Below are 14903 nucleotides of genomic sequence, written 5' to 3'. Positions count from 1 at the left end.
TGCCTCCTTACTGCTGGTTGCCGGTGACGGAGAGCACGAGCTCTTCGTAGTAATCGCCGTTGCGGTGCGCTTGCAGCGTCAGGTGCTCCAGCGGCGCCGGCGGCTCGATGTCGAAATTGAGGTAGAGCTTGCCCGCCTTCAGCGTCGCCTCGGTGTTGAGCTCGGGGTCGATCCAGACCGCGCCGCCCAGGATCGCGCGGCGGTTGGTCAACTCGTCCAGGTAGGACTGCACGCTGTCCTTGATGTCGAGCAGCAGCTGGGCCGAGAACGGCCGGTCCATGGCCCACAAGAGCGCGCCTTCGATGCTCTCATAGATCATGTCGGCGGTGCGGCGCACCGGCAGGAAGGCCCATTGCGTGTCGGTCGCCTCGCCGGCGCTGCGGTTGCCCCAAAGCCGGAAACCGTCCTTGCGGATGATGGTGGCGATCTCTTCCTCGTTCAGGCGGTTGGCCTCGGTGTCGGGATCCGAAATCGCCCAGCCAATCGGCCGCGCGGTGGCGGCAACGCCTTGGAGCACCTGGTTCGACGGCGACCACCAGAAGCCCTTAGCGGCATCCACGGCCGAGAGGGCACCGGCAACGAAGCCCGAGGCCGGGCGGGTCACATAGGCGCTGGTTGTGGCGTCCCAGACCCGCACGGCCGGATCGACGATATAGAGCCGGTTGGAGCCGTACTTGCCCCGGTCGGTTATCGCGTCGGCCTCGGTGGTGTTCGGACCATCGGCGATGGCGACGGCGCGCAGCCGGTTCGCGACCGAGATCAGCGCCTGCGTCACCGGGTTGGCCGGATCGGCGGCGGCAGAGCTGGTGAAGCCAGGCGCCGCCAGGATGCGCGGCGTCAGGCCGAGGACGTTGGCGGCGTTGAGCAGCGCCCAGACCCCGGTCGCGTTCGCGGCGACGCCGGCGGCGGCTGAGAGGGTCTCGGCCGGTGTCGCCCCCGCGGTCACGCGCACCACGATCACCGTATTGACCCCTTGGGCGTAGGCCGCGTTGTAGGCGTCCAGCAGCGTGCCGGTGGCGCCGAGCGTGGCGGCCATGCGCGGCCCCGTCACCAGCACGGGCGTGTTCAGTGGGAAGTCGGCGGCGAGGGCATCGGGCGCGGTGCCGACGAAGCCGATGACCGAGGACTTGACGGTCTCGATAGGGCGAATGCCGTCATCGATCTCGACGGTTTCGATCCCGTGCAGGAAGCTGGGCATAGGGCGACATCTCCGAAAATCAGGTCGGGTGAATGTCGCTTGAACGGGCAATGAAATAGCCCCTGAAAACATTCAGGGGCTGCGGTCGCCGGGTCGTGGCAGGTCCGATGAACATGCCAGATGACCCGCCCGGCTGTCAAAGGTCGCGTTTCAAGAAGGGAGGTAACCTTGCACCCGGAGGTAGAGATCAGCATTGTCCGCCCAATAGAAACGGAGCGACTCGGTGACCTCGAAAACTGTGCTGACAGATCACGCCGACTACCGAATCACGCTGCATCGTGCCTGCGAGAGACCAAGCCAGCGTATCGTGATCACCTTTGGAGGTCAGCCGTCGGACCTTGCCGACGAAGGTTTTGGGACGCCGTTTTGCCTGGAGCGTGGTTGGGACACCATCTATGTGGCCCAGCGCCACGGCACTCAGTTCCAAGGTCTGTCGATCGAGGCATTTCGATCTGCCACAACCGAATTCTGCGCGGGCCGCGACGTGGTGACATATGGCTCCAGCCTGGGAGCCTATGCCGCGATCTATTACGGCGGGTCGGTCAACGCCCGCATGATCGCCGCGGCACCGATGCTGCCCGCCTGGAGACCGCTGAAGCTGCGTGCTTACAGCGATCTGCCCGTGACGCATGGCGACATCAAGGACGGCCCGCTCTCCGAGCACCAACCCGTGGTGATCTTCGACCCGAAGATCAAGAACGACGCCCATCTGATCAGGGACTTGGTGGCGCCGGCCTATCCCAATTTCCGAGCGGTAGAGGTTCCGTATGCGGGACATACCGTTTTGGTCACACTGTCCCAAGCCCGGCTCCTGAAACCTATCGTCTTGAGCATCATCGAGCGAGACGAGATCATCTCATTCGACCCGCCGGCCGAGGGCACCGCCATTTATCACGGCGAACGAGGTCGCAGCTTGATCGCGACGGATCGGCAGGCAGCATTGGTCGAACTGCGCAAGAGCCTGGCGATTGCCCCGTCCAAGCGGTTTTTCGGAATGCTGGTGAACCTGTTGATCCGCATGGGCGACAAGGAAGGAGCGCAGCGCGTGATCGATGAGGCGGCCGCATCGGGGGATCGGCGGATGATACTGGTGCCGGCCGTTCGCAGGACGGCCGAGCAAGCTGGTCTCAAGGTTTCCTAGGGCCATCCGTGCCGCCCGCGCCATGCAGCGGGCATTGCACGGTGATCCACTGCGGCCACCGCGGATCGACGAAGCCGCCCTCGCCATCGCGCAGCATGCAGTTGCAGCCGAGGGCCTGCGCCTCGGTGGCGCCGGGCTGCGGCAGATCCTCGCGGTCGCTCATGCCGTCACCAGCGCGGCCTGGACCTGGACGGTGGTGATCGCCGCGGCCGACCGGATCATGACCCCCATCGGCCCGGCCGAGACCAGCACCGCATTGACCGCCAGCTGCATGACGGCCGGCGCCGGGTTGCCCCAGGCCGAGATGTCGATGATCTCGCCCACCTCCCAGTCGCCGATCTGGACCGTGCCGCCGCGCGCGATCACATAACGGTCGGCGCCGGGGCCGCCGGTCACGCTGTCGCCGGCGCCAGCGTGGATCGTGTCATTGCCTTGGCTGCCGTCGATTGTGTCGGCCCCCGGTCCGCCATGGATCAGATCGTTTCCGGCGCCGCCGGACAGGCTGTCGTCACCCGAGCCGCCGTCGATGATGTCATCGCCCGAGCCGCCGAGGATCGTGTCGTTACCGGCGCCGCCGATGCCGATGCCCGCCAGCAGCTGCCAAGACAGCAGGTCATTGCCGGCGCCGCCGTCACGGTGCGCCCCGGCCGCGCCGGCGAGCGTATCGTCGCCGTCGTCGCCATAGAGCTTGTCGCGGCTGTCGGCCGCCTCCATGTAGTCGTCGCCGGCACCGCCGTGGACCTCGATATTGCCCGGCCCCCGGATCGTGTCGTTGCCGCCCAGGGCGTAGACCGTCAGCTGTTTGCCCGGCGAGAAAATGAGATTGTCGCCATCGTTTCCGTGGATCACCGGGTTATAGGTCGAGCGGGTGACGCCGATGGTCAGATCCTCGATCCCGACCGGCAGCGTGTAGGTCACGACCTGGTCGAGGCTGGCATCCCAACCGGTCAGCACCAGCTTGTCCGTGCCATGCGGATCGACAACCTCGGAAGGGGAAGCGGGATCGGCATAGGCGAAATAGACATCGCGGCCGGTGCCGCCCGCCGTGGTGGTCCCGTTTTGCAGCACATAGCTGACGGCGTCCTTCACCGTGGGCAGCGCGCCGCTTGTCGGGATCAGCCCATAGCGCGCGCTTTCGATCACGCATCGCGACGCCATCTCCTGCGTCAGCGCATTGTCGCCCGCCAGGTTGTTCACGCCCCAGGGATCGATGCTCAGATCGTAGAGCTCCGATTCATCGTTCGGCCAGTCGATGAAGTGATAGGGCCAGCGCTCATAGCCGACCGCGCCATAGACGAAGCTCATGGCGCCGCGGTTCTCATAGCCGGCGGTGCCCTCGATCAGCGGGCGCAGCGATTGCCCTTCCAAGCGCGGCTGCGCCGGCAGGCCGAGGTAGTCGAGCATGGTCGGGTAAAGGTCCAGATGCCCGACTGTAATCCCGACATCGGTGACGGCGGCGGCCCCCGGCGGCTTGATCCACATCGGCACGCCGGTCGCCTGGGTGAAGGCGGTCATCTTGTTCCATTGGTCGCCCTCGCCCAGGTGAAACCCGTTGTCGCTGGTGATGATCACCATGATCTCATCGGCATCCGGCCGGGCCTCGATCGCCGCGACGATCTCGCCAACCATTGCATCGACATGCGACATCGAGGCCAGCCAGCCCCAGACGCTGTATTTCCACTTGTCGCCCCGGTCCTTCATGATGCTGTTCGATTGGAACCGCTCGCCGAACTCGCTGACGTATTTCCAGACCTCGGGCAGCATGTCGTGCGGCTGGATGATCAGGTCCGGGTCATACATCTCGTAGAACTGGGCCGGGCATTCGTAGCGCGTATGCGGGTGCATCGAGCCGCAGAGCAGCGCCCAGGACTTGTCGACCGCATAGGCACCGCTGGCGTGCTGGCTGATGCGCGAGACCATCCAGTCCTTGACCTGGTTGTCGTAGAAATGCTGATCCATCCCCGTGACGCCGATGCAGCCATAGGGCGCGTCGGGGTAATAGTTCGTTGCCCATGGCCCGGTCAGCAGGTTCCCGGGCGAGCCGACCGTGCCCAATTGTTCATGGAACATCTGCACGGCCTGGTTCGGGCCCTCGCCATAGTATCCGTGCATGTATTTCCCGGCCGAACCGACCTGAAAACCGGACCGCTTGAGCACCGACGCTATGTTGTCGCGGACCGGGATGGACTGGTGCCACTCCTGCTGCTGAAGGCTCAAATACTGCGACTTCGGTGCCGGCCAGCCGGTCATCATGGCGCCGCGCGACGGACCGCAGACAGGGACATGACACATCGTCCGGCCGAACCTGACGAAGCCGCGCGCGGTCAGGGCGTCCAGGTTGGGCGTCTGCAATTCGACCCCGAAAGCCGTGCGCAGGTGGTCATAGCGCGGCATGTCGTCCAGGAGGTATTTGACGATCTTGCGAGTGGTGACAGGCATCAGGCCGCTCCGTAAACGGTGGTGAAATAGTCGTCCCAGAAGGCGAGCACGTCGGGATCGGTCAGCACCGGGCCGGCATGGATCGCGGCCTCGTACCAGTATTCCGACCAGGCGCGGCTTGCATTCGGCGCCGCGTTGACATGGCCATCCGAGATCTCGTCCTGGCCGAGGATGACTTTGACCGCCGTCGGCACGCTGGCCGTGGTCATAGCGCCGGTCAGCACCGCGCCGGTGGCGGTGCGTGAGCGCAGGCGCAGGGCGACTGCCGTGCCGATACGTTGCGCGATGACCATCAGCGGTCCCTCGGCCCAGGCGAATGTTCCGCCGGCTGCCTCGGTCGAGCCCACGCGCCAGTTCCAGTTGCCGGCGCCGGTGCGCCAGACCCGGATCGCGTCGCCGTTGCCGTATAGCCCGATCAAGTCGCGGTTCTGGACCGGAGCCACCGAGCCCAGGCCAAGGATGGCGACGACGCCGACATTGTCGCGCTGCACGACTTGATCCAGGTGCAGCCCGTTCAACTCGCCGGTCGTAAAATCAGCGCAGCTAAGCCCGCCGATCGTCGCCGGGCGCGGGCCGAGGCTGGCGCTGGTCTTGGTCAGGGGCTGTTCGCCGACGCGCGCGGCGCAGCCGGTGATCCGCTGGACGCCGGCGACGGCCTCCTCGGTCCAGCGGCCGCTGTGCAGCGTCCACCAGCCGACCAGGCTGCCGAGCTGGCGCGCCCGGTCTGTCCAGTTGCGCAGGCCCAGGTTGACGGCGGGCGCGCTGGTTGCGGTGTAATTGATCGCGGGCATCAGGCTACCTCGAAGCGGGCTGGATGGGTGTAGCGGCGCAAGGTCTGGCCGGTGACGCTGGCCGCGCCCCAGCTGTCGCGCATGTCGCAACGATTGGCGAAGCGGGTCTCGTCCGCACCCGTGGCGCCATAAGCGATGGAGAGCACGCCCGGCACGCCGGTCGCCAGACGGATTTGCAGGCGCGTCATGCGGCCGGTGATCGGATCGGCGACGACGGTCATGTTGTTGATGGCCGAGGCCGAATAGGTCACGCCATAGGTCGGCGCGACCAAGTCGACCCCATCCATCACCTCGCAATCAACCCAGACGAAGATCCCGTCCTGCTGGTCGCGGCTGACCTGATACGGCACCGGTCCGTGCCAGCCGGTGCCGGCAGCGGTCGCCAGCGCATCGAGCTCGGCCAGCATGGTCATGGACGTGCCATCGGGCGTGGCCAGCGTGCCGGTGCGGATCCCGCACCAATGCACGGGCGAGACCAGCACCAGCGGAATGGCGCCCCGGGTGCGCAGGGCCTCGACCGCGCCGAGGATCGCTGGATCGTCACCGCTGGCCCAAGTGCCGCCCGGCGGGATCACATTGACCTGGGCAGCGCCGGTCTCCTCGACCAGCGTCCCGGCCAAGGCGACCAGGGCGTCGCGATAGGCGGTCACGCTGGCCGCCCCACCGCTGTGCAGGATGGTGACGCTCTCGGTCGCGACCTGACCGCCGTAGAGCTGCCCAAGGCGAGCAAACTCTGCGCGGGCGCGGACCAGATTGGCGAGCGGCTGCCCGGCTGCCAAATCCGCCAGCGTCGCGCCCTCGACCGCCTCGGAGCGGACGCCATAGCGGGCGAGCGCCCCAGTGCGCGCGGCGAGACCGCGGTCGGCGGAGAGGGCGGCAAAGCCGGCACCGGCCCGGGTCAGATCTGCTGTGGGGCCGCTCGGGACAGCGCCGTCCAAGCCGTCCTGGTCGGCGCCGTCGCCCAGCGTGGCGATATGCGCCCAGCGGTCGGGCGCGGCCGAGGGCAGCGCGTTGGCGACGTGGTCGCCCGTGACCAGGCGCAGCGGCATGATGGACGGCGCTACGGCCCAAGGCAGGCCATTGCCTCGACGGACATAGCCGCGCGGGGTCGAACCCCACAGATTGCCCGTGAAATAGGTCAGCTCGCCGCGCTGCCAAACGTCCCAGGCATCGTAGTCGCCCGCGAGGTCGGCCGAGAGCGGCGCCGACAGCGCGACCAGCTGGTCGAGGTCGAGCCGAGCGCGCACATCCGCCACCGCATCTGCGGACAGGCGCAGATCCACGTGCCCGCTGGGCAGGATGGTCAGCACGGCGCGGTCATTGAGCCGGGCCAGCTCGGCCACGTCGCCGCGCTCCAGGACGGTGTCGAGGATCAGGCTCTGCACATAGGCCGAGGCCCGGGTCAGCGCGTCGGCCTGCGCTGGCGTGGCACCGGCGAACATGCCGTCGATCAGCGCCGGCGCGGCCACCGCGATTAGCCGGCCCTCGGCATCGAAGCCTGCCACCGGCTGGCCGCTGATCGTCGCCAGGATCGCGGTATCGCCCCGATCGACCACACCGCCGATCTCCACCGAGCGCAGGGCTGTGGTGAGCTGCGCCGCGGTGACATCGCCGTCGGCGCCCTTCAGGGCCGGCGAGCTGGTTTGGCTGCCGTCGGTCAGGGTCAGGGTAAAGGCGCCGGTCACCGGGTCGACCTCGACCAGGGACACGCCGCGGCCGGGATCGCCCTTCAGGGCCGGCGTCGCCTGGGTCGCGCCATCGGTCAGCGTCAGGGTGATCGCACCGGTGCCGGGATCGACCGCGACCGTGCGGATACCACGACCAGGCGCACCCTTGACCGCCGGCCGGTTGGCCAGCCTGACCAGCTGAACAATCAGCGCCTGGAACCACACCGGCATACCCGAGGCCGCGAGCTTCTTGGGGTCCACGATGATGGGCGAGGTCATGACGGCCCCTTATTTGTAGATGATGCCGGTGGCGGCCACGGTGTTGGTGGTGACGTTGGTACCGCCCGTTGCGCCGTTTGCGACGATGGTCCCGCCTTCGCCCACGACAAAATCGGTATTGGTATCGGCGCCGCTCGGGCCATTGCGCCGGGCATCGGCCAGCACGGCGTTGATGGTCGCCGCGCGCGTGGCGCGGATGCCGCGCAGGTTGGCGCCGGTGCAGATCGCCAGGGCCGCATGCACCACCGCGCCGTGGGTGGCGTAGATGGCCGTATCGACGGCGTTCGACAGGTTGGCACCCTGCACCGCGACCCGCGTCCCACCGGCCGCCGACACGCCGCAACCCCCGGCGCCGGTCAGGATCGTTTCATTGGCCGAGACCTGGCCCGAGGTCTCGACCCTGATCGCGTCCCCGCCGCAGTTCTTGAAGCCGGCGCCCGCGCCGAGGGCGGCGGACCCGGTCGAGACCGCGTGCAGCCCGGCGCGGTTGGTGCCATCGCCGGTGCCGTTCATGGTGAAGAGCGTACGGATCAGCGGCAGCGTGCCACCGGAGCCCACCCCGAACGCGGGATAGGTGCCGCCGAAGTTGCGGATCAGCGCCGAACGGTCGATCATGACCTCCGCCTCGACCGCCGTGATGGCGATCCAGCCGAGGTTGGCCCCGACCAGCAGCACCTGCTCGGCCATGACATAGCCGGACAGCAGGCGCACCTCGGTCGAGATGCCACCCTGCTTGTAGACCGGGCGCTTTTCCGACAGCGCCGCCAGCGCCGCGTTCAGGGTGGCATATTGGCCGCCAGGGCCGACGGTGACGGTCGTGTCGGCCTTGGCCGCCATGGCGTCATAGCGGCGCTTGAGCCAGCCGATCCTCTTGACGATCTCGCGCAGCGGCCAGTTCAGCAGCCCTTCATCCGTCGCCGGATTGACCGCGCCGCCGGTGGGTCGCATGCCGTTTTGCAGCATCGGCACGGTAGCCGGGTATTCATCGCCGGTTTCATCAAAGCGCGGGACAGTGGCTTCATCGACCATTTTCAGACCTCGTAGATGTAGATGTTGCCGATCGCGACATCGTCGCCGATCAGCCAATGATCATCGCCCAGCAGGTATTGCTGGGCCGTCAGGCTGATGACGCGCAGCCGGCACCGCGCCGGCACGACTCCGTCCAGCCGGGCCTTGATCTCGTCCGCCTCGCCACGCCGGATCCGGCTCTGGACCTCGACCCAGTAATCAGCCCAGGAGGGACCGGACGGGCCAAGCACCCAGGCGCCGCCGAGCGCCAGCCCATCGTCGCCGAGGCGCGGCAGGTCGCGGTCTTCGATCAGCACCGCTTCCTCATGCCCCAGCTGGGCCAGCACGGTCAGGACCGAGCCGCGCGTGCCCTTGATCCGGTGCCACGCGGCCGATCCGGCGATGGCCGTACGCTTCTCGGCCTCGGTCCAATCGGGATCCCAGTGATCCACCGACGCGGCCCAGGCGAGCCACGGCAGGTATTCGGCCGGGATCCGCGCCGGATCCCACATCAGGTCCGCAGGCGTGGCGATGGCCCAGGCACGGGCCATGGCGTCGCTGATCGCGCGCTCGGCCGCGGTGCTGTTCGCGGGCAAGAGGTCGGTCACGCCAGCACCTCCGTGCTGATGTCGATCGACACGGCACGCGCCACGCCGATGCGGCCCGGATCGATGTCGCCCAGGGGCGCGGTCAGCGTCACCGACTCGACGCCGGTCTGGTAGAGCCGGGCCAGCAGCGCGCCCTGGCGCACGATCCGGCCGACCGCCAGCGCGTCCTGGACATAGTCGGCCACGGCGGCGAGCGCGGTGGCCTGGACGATCTCGGCGCCGGGACCGCTGGTCAGATGCAGCACGGCCGAGACCGAGAAATCCACGAAACCGGGCGCCGCCACCTGCACGTCGTCGCAGAGCGGCCGCATCTCCTCAAGCACCTCTGCCACCGCATCCAGAAGCTCGGCCGAGGGGGTGCCGTCATCCTCATGCGACAGGACCGTCACCAGGACCACGCCCGGCTCCGGGCTGGTGACGGCGACATCGCGCACCCGGCCGTCGGCCGAGAGCGCATGGAACGTATAGGCGCCCACGGTGCCGGCCGTCGTCATGCCCTCCCAGCTCAGCTGGGCGCGCCGGCGCAGGCTGGCGTCATCCTCATAGACCGCTTCGACGGGTGGCACTGCCTCGGGGTCGGCATCGATCACGGTCTGGCGCGCGACGCCGAGGAGCGCGACCAACTGGTCGAGGGTCGAGCCCGTGGCCAGCGCCAGGATGACCGCGCGCACGCTGTCATTGGCCCGCGCCCGCACGATCACCTCGCGCAGAGCCCCGACCTCGGTCAGTTTCGAGAGCGGGTCGCTTTCGAGCTTCAGGGCATCGGCCAGATCCGGCGCGAGCGCGACCAGGAGCGCGCGCATCTCCGACAGGATGGCCTCGTAGTCCAGTTGCTCGATCGCATCGGGCAGCGGCAGCGCCGACAGGTCGATGTCTTGGCGGATGCTCACAGCGTCACCTCGGTGTTGACGGTGACCGGCCCGGTCAGGACATCGCCGGTCAGCCGCAGGGCCATGACGCCGGCCGCGGTGCCGGTGATCTCGACCCGGCGCAGCCGCAGGCGCGGCTCCCAGCGGTCCAGCGCCTCGGCCGTCGCCGCGAAGACATCGACGATGGTTTCGCCGTTCATCGGCGCGTCGATCAGCTTGGGCAGCCGGGATCCATAGTCGCGCCGCATCACCCGACTGCCCTTGGGCGTGGTCAGGATGTCGGTGATCGACTGGGTCAGGTGTTCGTCCTGGTCGATCGGCCGGCCGGTGAGACGCGAGGTTCCGATCACGACGGCTCGGCCTCGGCGCGGCGCTTCGTGGCGGTCTTCTCGGCCGGGGTCGGCTCCAGGTCGACCGGCTCGTACTTGGCCTGATCCGGCGTCAGCTCCAGCAGTGCGTCCTTCTCGACGCGCTGGCCGGCGATCCAGCCATCCGCGCGGGCGCGATAGGTCTGTTTAAGGGGGGCTTTAACCATCAGTTGGGCTCCTCGGTATCGGCACCGCCGCGCTGGACGCCGCCATGGGTGTGGTGGACGAGCGAGACCCCCGAAGCGACCACGTCGCCCGTGACCTCGACATCGCCCTCGATGTAAAGATTGCCGATGATGCGCAGGGTGCCTCCGCCCAGATCCATGGTCGGGCTGCCGGCGTCGGGCGCGACCATGTTGCCGTCGATCGGCAGCGCGCCCATCACGAAGGCCCGCGCCATGTCGCCCGAGGGCGCGGCGATGGTCACCTGTTCGCCCGGGCTCGGCATCCAATGCATGCGGATAGTACCGGAGCGCAGCTGCATCACCGGAATCGGCGGCGTCTCCAACTCGCCGATGCGGACGCGGGCGCGCCCGCTGCCATTGTCGATCGAGACCACGGTGCCCACCGTCAGCACATTGGCGATCCGGCGGTCGGCCTCGGCGGCGGAAAGCGTCATGGCGCACCCCCGATCAGCTGGTAATCGTCCTCGTGGGCCGCGCCGATCTGCGGCATCTGGCCCAGGTAGACCTCGGGCGTGATCGGCTCGGAGGCCGGGAATGGCGACAGCGCCGCGACCTGCTCCCAGAGCACCGCGGTCAGGGCGAGGCCCTGCTTGTTGGCGTCGATCGAGACCAGCGGCTCTTCGGTGACGGCTTCGGCCGGCATCAGGTCATCGTCGAGACCCCATTGCTGATCCGGGATCAGGTTCAGGAGCACCTGGGCGATGTTCGCCGCCGCCAGGTCGCGCTGCAGGCCCAGCTCGTCCTTGCACAGGATGAAGGCCGCGAGCTGCAGCCGGAAGGTGCGATGCGGGCCGGCATAGGTCTTGTCCTGGCGCGCGCGCAGCCGGCTGACCAGCACCGCCGGGGTCTTGATCCCCAGCTGCTTGATCTGCTCGACATTCAGCCGGCCGGCGATGCCCCGGCATTCGCGCAGGCCCGGCAGGGTGGCATGGATGACGCCGGCCACGGTCGCGGGCAGCGTGCCGAGCAGATCCGGCGGGGTGACGAGCCGGCTCATTGCAGCAGCTCCTCAATGCGGCCGACGACCAGGTCTTCGATCGCGGTGCGGTTGTCGGCCGAGAGGCCGAGATATTCGCGTGCCGGCAGGGTGCCGTCCTCGGAGCCGAACTGGTGGATCGCGCCATAGACCAGATTGGTGCCGACCACGGCCTGCATCCCGGTGGTGTAGTTCTGGATGCTCTCCAACAGGCCCGGGTTGCCCTGGTCGACCAGCAGGCTGTGATGCGGCTTGCAGGTTTCGGCATAGGCCTCGGACCATGCCGGCCAGGCGCTGCCGTCGGGCGCGGTCTTTTCGTCGGCGACGCGCAGCTTGGTCTGATCCTCGATCAGGGTGCCGATCTCATAGGCGATCAGCGCCAGCTCGTCGTCGGTCAGCCGCGTCAGCGCGCTGAGCGGGATCCTGACATCGGTTTCGACGGCAACGCCGGTCATCACAGATCCCTCATCTTCTCGCGGGAAAACAGCCGCTCGGGACCGCCGGCAACGATGGGCTGCGGGCCGGTGACCTCGGGCTCGCCTTCGTCGCCCGGGGTGGGCGGTGCCAGGGAAAGCGCCGCGCGGCCGTCGGCGATCTTGGTCAGCACCGACAGCGCGTCATCATATCGGACCCGATGCTCGGTTGTGGCCACGTCCTGGGACAGCGCCAGGCGATAGACAGCGATGTCGACGCAGAGCTGGGTCAGGTGCGCGGCCGAGGAGACCGTCAGCGCCGGCAGCGGCAGACTGTAGCGACGGCCGATGTAGGTATCCATCTCGCCCGAGGACAGGTTGAGCGCCCGGGTCACCGCATCGGCATCCGGCACGCCGTCGCCGTCGCGGTCGGCGACGACCAGGGCATTGGCCCCATAGAGATCGACGATGTCGGCTTGGCTGGCGTAAGGCATGGGGCTCATCCTTCCATGGAAACGGGGGCAACATCGCCGCCCCCGCGCAGGCCCCTTTGCGGGGCTTCGACCTTGTCCCGGCCGTTACTGCCCGGCGGTTTCCGCCTTCAGCTCGGCCCAGATGTCCGAAACGAGCTTCTTGGTGATCGCGGGGCTGCCCTCGGGCATCGCCTTGCGGACCGCGTCCAGGAGCGGCGTGCCGTCCTGGCCGAAGCCCTCGTTGTCGAGACCGGCGATGGCGCGACGAACCGCGAGGGTCAGAGAGGCCGCCTCGGACGCCGCGACCTCGGCATCGTCTGGCGCCGGGCCGATATGGATCAGCGGCTCGGCGCGCAGGATCTCCCAGGTTTCGCGGGTCAGGTCGTCCCGGTCGAGGACGGTGCCCTCCTTGGTCCAGGCGCGGCCGGCGCGATGAAAGGTGCCCGAGGGCGCGGTGGTGCGAACAAGGAGCTTCATGATCAGGCCACCCAGTCCATGACCACGACGGTGGCCTTGCCATAGTTCGGGTTGTCGCCGCCGTTCGGCAGCGTCTTGACGTTCACCACCCGGTCGGCCGCGCTTTCCAGCGACGGCGGCACCAGCAGGATGTTCGGCACGATGCCGAGCGGCCGGCCGCCATCGCCTTTCAGCGTGCGCATGGAGGTGCGGCCCGCCTCGAAGCTGGTGGCGTCCAGCGCCGCCTGCGACTTGCGCGCCAGCTGCCAGAAGCCGTAGCCGGCATTGCAGCGATAGCGGATGCCCCACTGGTACTGGTCGCGGATGAAGGCCGCTTCCGAGGTGCTGGGGTCGAAGCGCATCTCCAGCTCGGGCTTGGTGCGCTCCTGGAAGATGAAGGGCTTCAGCACCTTCGAGCAGTCCAGCAGATACCAGGCAGGATCGGTCCCGGCCTCGACGTTCGACACCGAGGTCGCGGCGCCGGTGCCGTCGACGTTGGCATAGACCGGGTGATCGGTGTCGAAGAAATACTGGCCGTCGAAGCAAAGCGAGGTTCCGGCCGAATTGATCACCGCCTGCACCAGGCGGTCGGGATGCTGCGCGGCCTCCTGACCCATGGACGAGGCGACCGGGGCGAAATGGCCGTACTGGTCATCCTCGATCTGGGTGCGCTGCACGCCCAGCGTGGCCTCGTAGAGCTTGTTCTCGATCGAATAGCCGCTGGCCTTCATGTCGCGGATGACGCGATCGCCGACCCATTCGCGCAGCTGCGGGAAGTCGCCCAGCCAGCCATAGGTGTTCGAGGAGGTGGTGGACGGGATCAGGGTGGCGACCTTGTCCCAGAAGGACTTGGCGCGGAATTCCTTGTAACCGTCCTGGAAGTTCTTCTTCACGCCCGTGTTCAGGGCGGTGAGGATGGCGGGGCTGACAATGGCCATGCGGGCTTACTCCTTGCCTTCGGCCGCACGTGCGGCCGCGAATTCTTCCGGGGACATGCCGAACTGGCGGCAAACGGCCAGCTCGTCGGCGCCGAGCGCGCCCGGCTGGGTGCCCGGTTTCTTGTCGAGGTTCGAGGGCGCCGCGATCACCGGCTGCGCGGCGACGAACGCCTGGAACCGCTCCAGCCCGCCCTCGGCGCGGCAGGTCGCCAGGTGGTAGTCGCGGCTGGCGGGCGCGATCTTGCCGGCAGCGATGGCTGCATCGACGGCGTCCGTCGCAGCCTTTTCGGCGCGGGTCTTCTCACCGGCCTCAAAATCCGCGATGCGGTTCAGCGCCAGCTGGTGATCGGCCTTCGGCACGAACTTCTCGGGATCGGGGGTCGCGGCGCGGTTCAGTGCCAGCTGCTCGGCCGACTTCAGCCCGTTGATCGCCAGCACCGCATCGGCGGGGGTGGCGGTGGGTTTGAGGCCGAGGGCCTCCAGGACAGCAGGGTCCATAGGGTCGTTCTCCGTTTCAGGATGTTCACGGTTCAGGGCGGGAAGAGCGAAGTTCGGCAGGTTGGTGAGGCCGACCGAAGCCAACCGGGCGACGGCGCGGGTCGCGGCCGAGAAGAAGAAGCCGGGGCTGACATAGCGGTATCCGCGCGAGGCGACCGCTGCGCGGCCGGTCTCGGTCCAGTCGATGCGGCCCCAGAGCGCGCCGTCGCGGTTGGCCAGCTCCTTGACCCAGCCGACGGCATCGGCCCGCTCGCCGCGTTCGCCCTTGACGTGGGTCGCATGTTCGAAATCGACCGGCGCCTCGATGCCGGCAGCCAGGCTGTCGGCATAGGCGCGCACCACCGCGTCGGGGTCGGGGAGCTGCCATTCGCGGCCGTCGCGAGACGACAGATACGGACCCTGCGGGGTCAGCTGGACCCAATCGGGCACGGCCCCTTCTTCGGAGCAGAGCGCCAGCGGCATGGATTGGAGGATGGAGCGTTTCGACATGCCGGCACCATCGCAATTGCCGGTTGCCGGATAGCCTCTGAAATGTTTCGGGGATTGTCGGGGGTGGCCCTGACACAACCCTATCCAGAGAGATCGGCGCCTGTCGA

Annotated in this window: 18 protein-coding genes; 1 reads left to right on the top strand and 17 read right to left on the bottom strand. The window is 68.0% G+C overall.

Annotated elements, in window-relative coordinates:
- Nucleotides 1-7: 7 nt before the first annotated feature.
- Nucleotides 8-1198: a phage tail sheath subtilisin-like domain-containing protein gene (locus tag ASV56_RS02275; protein WP_062560621.1), complete on the bottom strand. Its 1191-nt coding sequence runs from the start codon at nucleotides 1196-1198 to the stop codon at nucleotides 8-10.
- Nucleotides 1199-1421: 223 nt separating this feature from the next.
- Between ASV56_RS02275 and ASV56_RS02270 the strand changes: the two genes are divergently transcribed.
- Nucleotides 1422-2339: a hypothetical protein gene (locus ASV56_RS02270; protein ID WP_156429048.1), complete on the top strand. Its 918-nt coding sequence runs from the start codon at nucleotides 1422-1424 to the stop codon at nucleotides 2337-2339.
- Here ASV56_RS02270 and ASV56_RS23365 read toward each other — a convergent pair.
- From ASV56_RS23365 to ASV56_RS02195, 16 genes are all read right to left on the bottom strand, one after another.
- Nucleotides 2326-2502, bottom strand: coding sequence for a hypothetical protein (locus ASV56_RS23365; RefSeq protein WP_156429047.1), 177 nt, complete (start codon nucleotides 2500-2502; stop codon nucleotides 2326-2328). The two genes, ASV56_RS02270 and ASV56_RS23365, sit on opposite strands and share 14 nt — an antisense overlap.
- Complete coding sequence (locus tag ASV56_RS02265) at nucleotides 2499-4778, bottom strand: sulfatase-like hydrolase/transferase (protein WP_062560619.1); 2280 nt, start codon at nucleotides 4776-4778, stop codon at nucleotides 2499-2501. The genes ASV56_RS23365 and ASV56_RS02265 overlap by 4 nt, the downstream gene beginning before the upstream one ends.
- A complete protein-coding gene (locus ASV56_RS02260) occupies nucleotides 4778-5569 on the bottom strand; it encodes a hypothetical protein (protein WP_062560618.1) in 792 nt (263 codons plus the stop codon). Before ASV56_RS02260 ends, ASV56_RS02265 begins: the two co-directional genes overlap by 1 nt.
- Entirely contained in the window at nucleotides 5569-7515 is a 1947-nt protein-coding gene (locus ASV56_RS02255) for a hypothetical protein (RefSeq protein WP_062560617.1), read from the bottom strand. The genes ASV56_RS02260 and ASV56_RS02255 overlap by 1 nt, the downstream gene beginning before the upstream one ends.
- Before the next feature lie 9 nt (nucleotides 7516-7524).
- Complete coding sequence (locus ASV56_RS02250) at nucleotides 7525-8544, bottom strand: hypothetical protein (protein ID WP_062560616.1); 1020 nt, start codon at nucleotides 8542-8544, stop codon at nucleotides 7525-7527.
- 2 nt (nucleotides 8545-8546) lie between these two features.
- Nucleotides 8547-9131: a phage tail protein I gene (locus ASV56_RS02245; RefSeq protein ID WP_062560615.1), complete on the bottom strand. Its 585-nt coding sequence runs from the start codon at nucleotides 9129-9131 to the stop codon at nucleotides 8547-8549.
- Entirely contained in the window at nucleotides 9128-10021 is an 894-nt protein-coding gene (locus tag ASV56_RS02240; RefSeq protein WP_082724706.1) for a baseplate assembly protein, read from the bottom strand. Before ASV56_RS02240 ends, ASV56_RS02245 begins: the two co-directional genes overlap by 4 nt.
- Nucleotides 10018-10350, bottom strand: coding sequence for a GPW/gp25 family protein (locus ASV56_RS02235; RefSeq protein WP_062560614.1), 333 nt, complete (start codon nucleotides 10348-10350; stop codon nucleotides 10018-10020). The genes ASV56_RS02240 and ASV56_RS02235 overlap by 4 nt, the downstream gene beginning before the upstream one ends.
- Nucleotides 10347-10535 (bottom strand): hypothetical protein, encoded by a 189-nt coding sequence (locus tag ASV56_RS02230; RefSeq protein WP_062560613.1) that lies wholly within the window; start codon nucleotides 10533-10535, stop codon nucleotides 10347-10349. The genes ASV56_RS02235 and ASV56_RS02230 overlap by 4 nt, the downstream gene beginning before the upstream one ends.
- A complete protein-coding gene (locus ASV56_RS02225; protein ID WP_062560612.1) occupies nucleotides 10535-10987 on the bottom strand; it encodes a phage baseplate assembly protein V in 453 nt (150 codons plus the stop codon). The genes ASV56_RS02230 and ASV56_RS02225 overlap by 1 nt, the downstream gene beginning before the upstream one ends.
- Entirely contained in the window at nucleotides 10984-11550 is a 567-nt protein-coding gene (locus ASV56_RS02220; protein ID WP_062560611.1) for a hypothetical protein, read from the bottom strand. Before ASV56_RS02220 ends, ASV56_RS02225 begins: the two co-directional genes overlap by 4 nt.
- Nucleotides 11547-11984, bottom strand: a complete 438-nt coding sequence (locus tag ASV56_RS02215) for a phage virion morphogenesis protein (RefSeq protein ID WP_062560610.1) — start codon at nucleotides 11982-11984, stop codon at nucleotides 11547-11549. The genes ASV56_RS02220 and ASV56_RS02215 overlap by 4 nt, the downstream gene beginning before the upstream one ends.
- Nucleotides 11984-12436 carry a gp436 family protein gene (locus ASV56_RS02210; RefSeq protein ID WP_062560609.1) on the bottom strand — a complete coding sequence of 151 codons (453 nt, stop codon included), beginning with the start codon at nucleotides 12434-12436 and terminating at the stop codon, nucleotides 11984-11986. Before ASV56_RS02210 ends, ASV56_RS02215 begins: the two co-directional genes overlap by 1 nt.
- Before the next feature lie 84 nt (nucleotides 12437-12520).
- Nucleotides 12521-12892, bottom strand: coding sequence for a hypothetical protein (locus ASV56_RS02205; protein ID WP_062560608.1), 372 nt, complete (start codon nucleotides 12890-12892; stop codon nucleotides 12521-12523).
- Between the two features lie 2 nt (nucleotides 12893-12894).
- Nucleotides 12895-13809, bottom strand: coding sequence for a Mu-like prophage major head subunit gpT family protein (locus tag ASV56_RS02200; RefSeq protein ID WP_062560607.1), 915 nt, complete (start codon nucleotides 13807-13809; stop codon nucleotides 12895-12897).
- Between the two features lie 6 nt (nucleotides 13810-13815).
- Nucleotides 13816-14796 carry a phage protease gene (locus ASV56_RS02195; RefSeq protein ID WP_062560606.1) on the bottom strand — a complete coding sequence of 327 codons (981 nt, stop codon included), beginning with the start codon at nucleotides 14794-14796 and terminating at the stop codon, nucleotides 13816-13818.
- Nucleotides 14797-14903: the final 107 nt, after the last annotated feature.

The organism is Paracoccus aminovorans (genome assembly GCF_001546115.1).
GTDB lineage: Bacteria > Pseudomonadota > Alphaproteobacteria > Rhodobacterales > Rhodobacteraceae > Paracoccus > Paracoccus aminovorans_B.
Note: the sequence above shows the minus strand (reverse complement) of the source record. Positions and strands in the feature narration are given on the sequence as shown.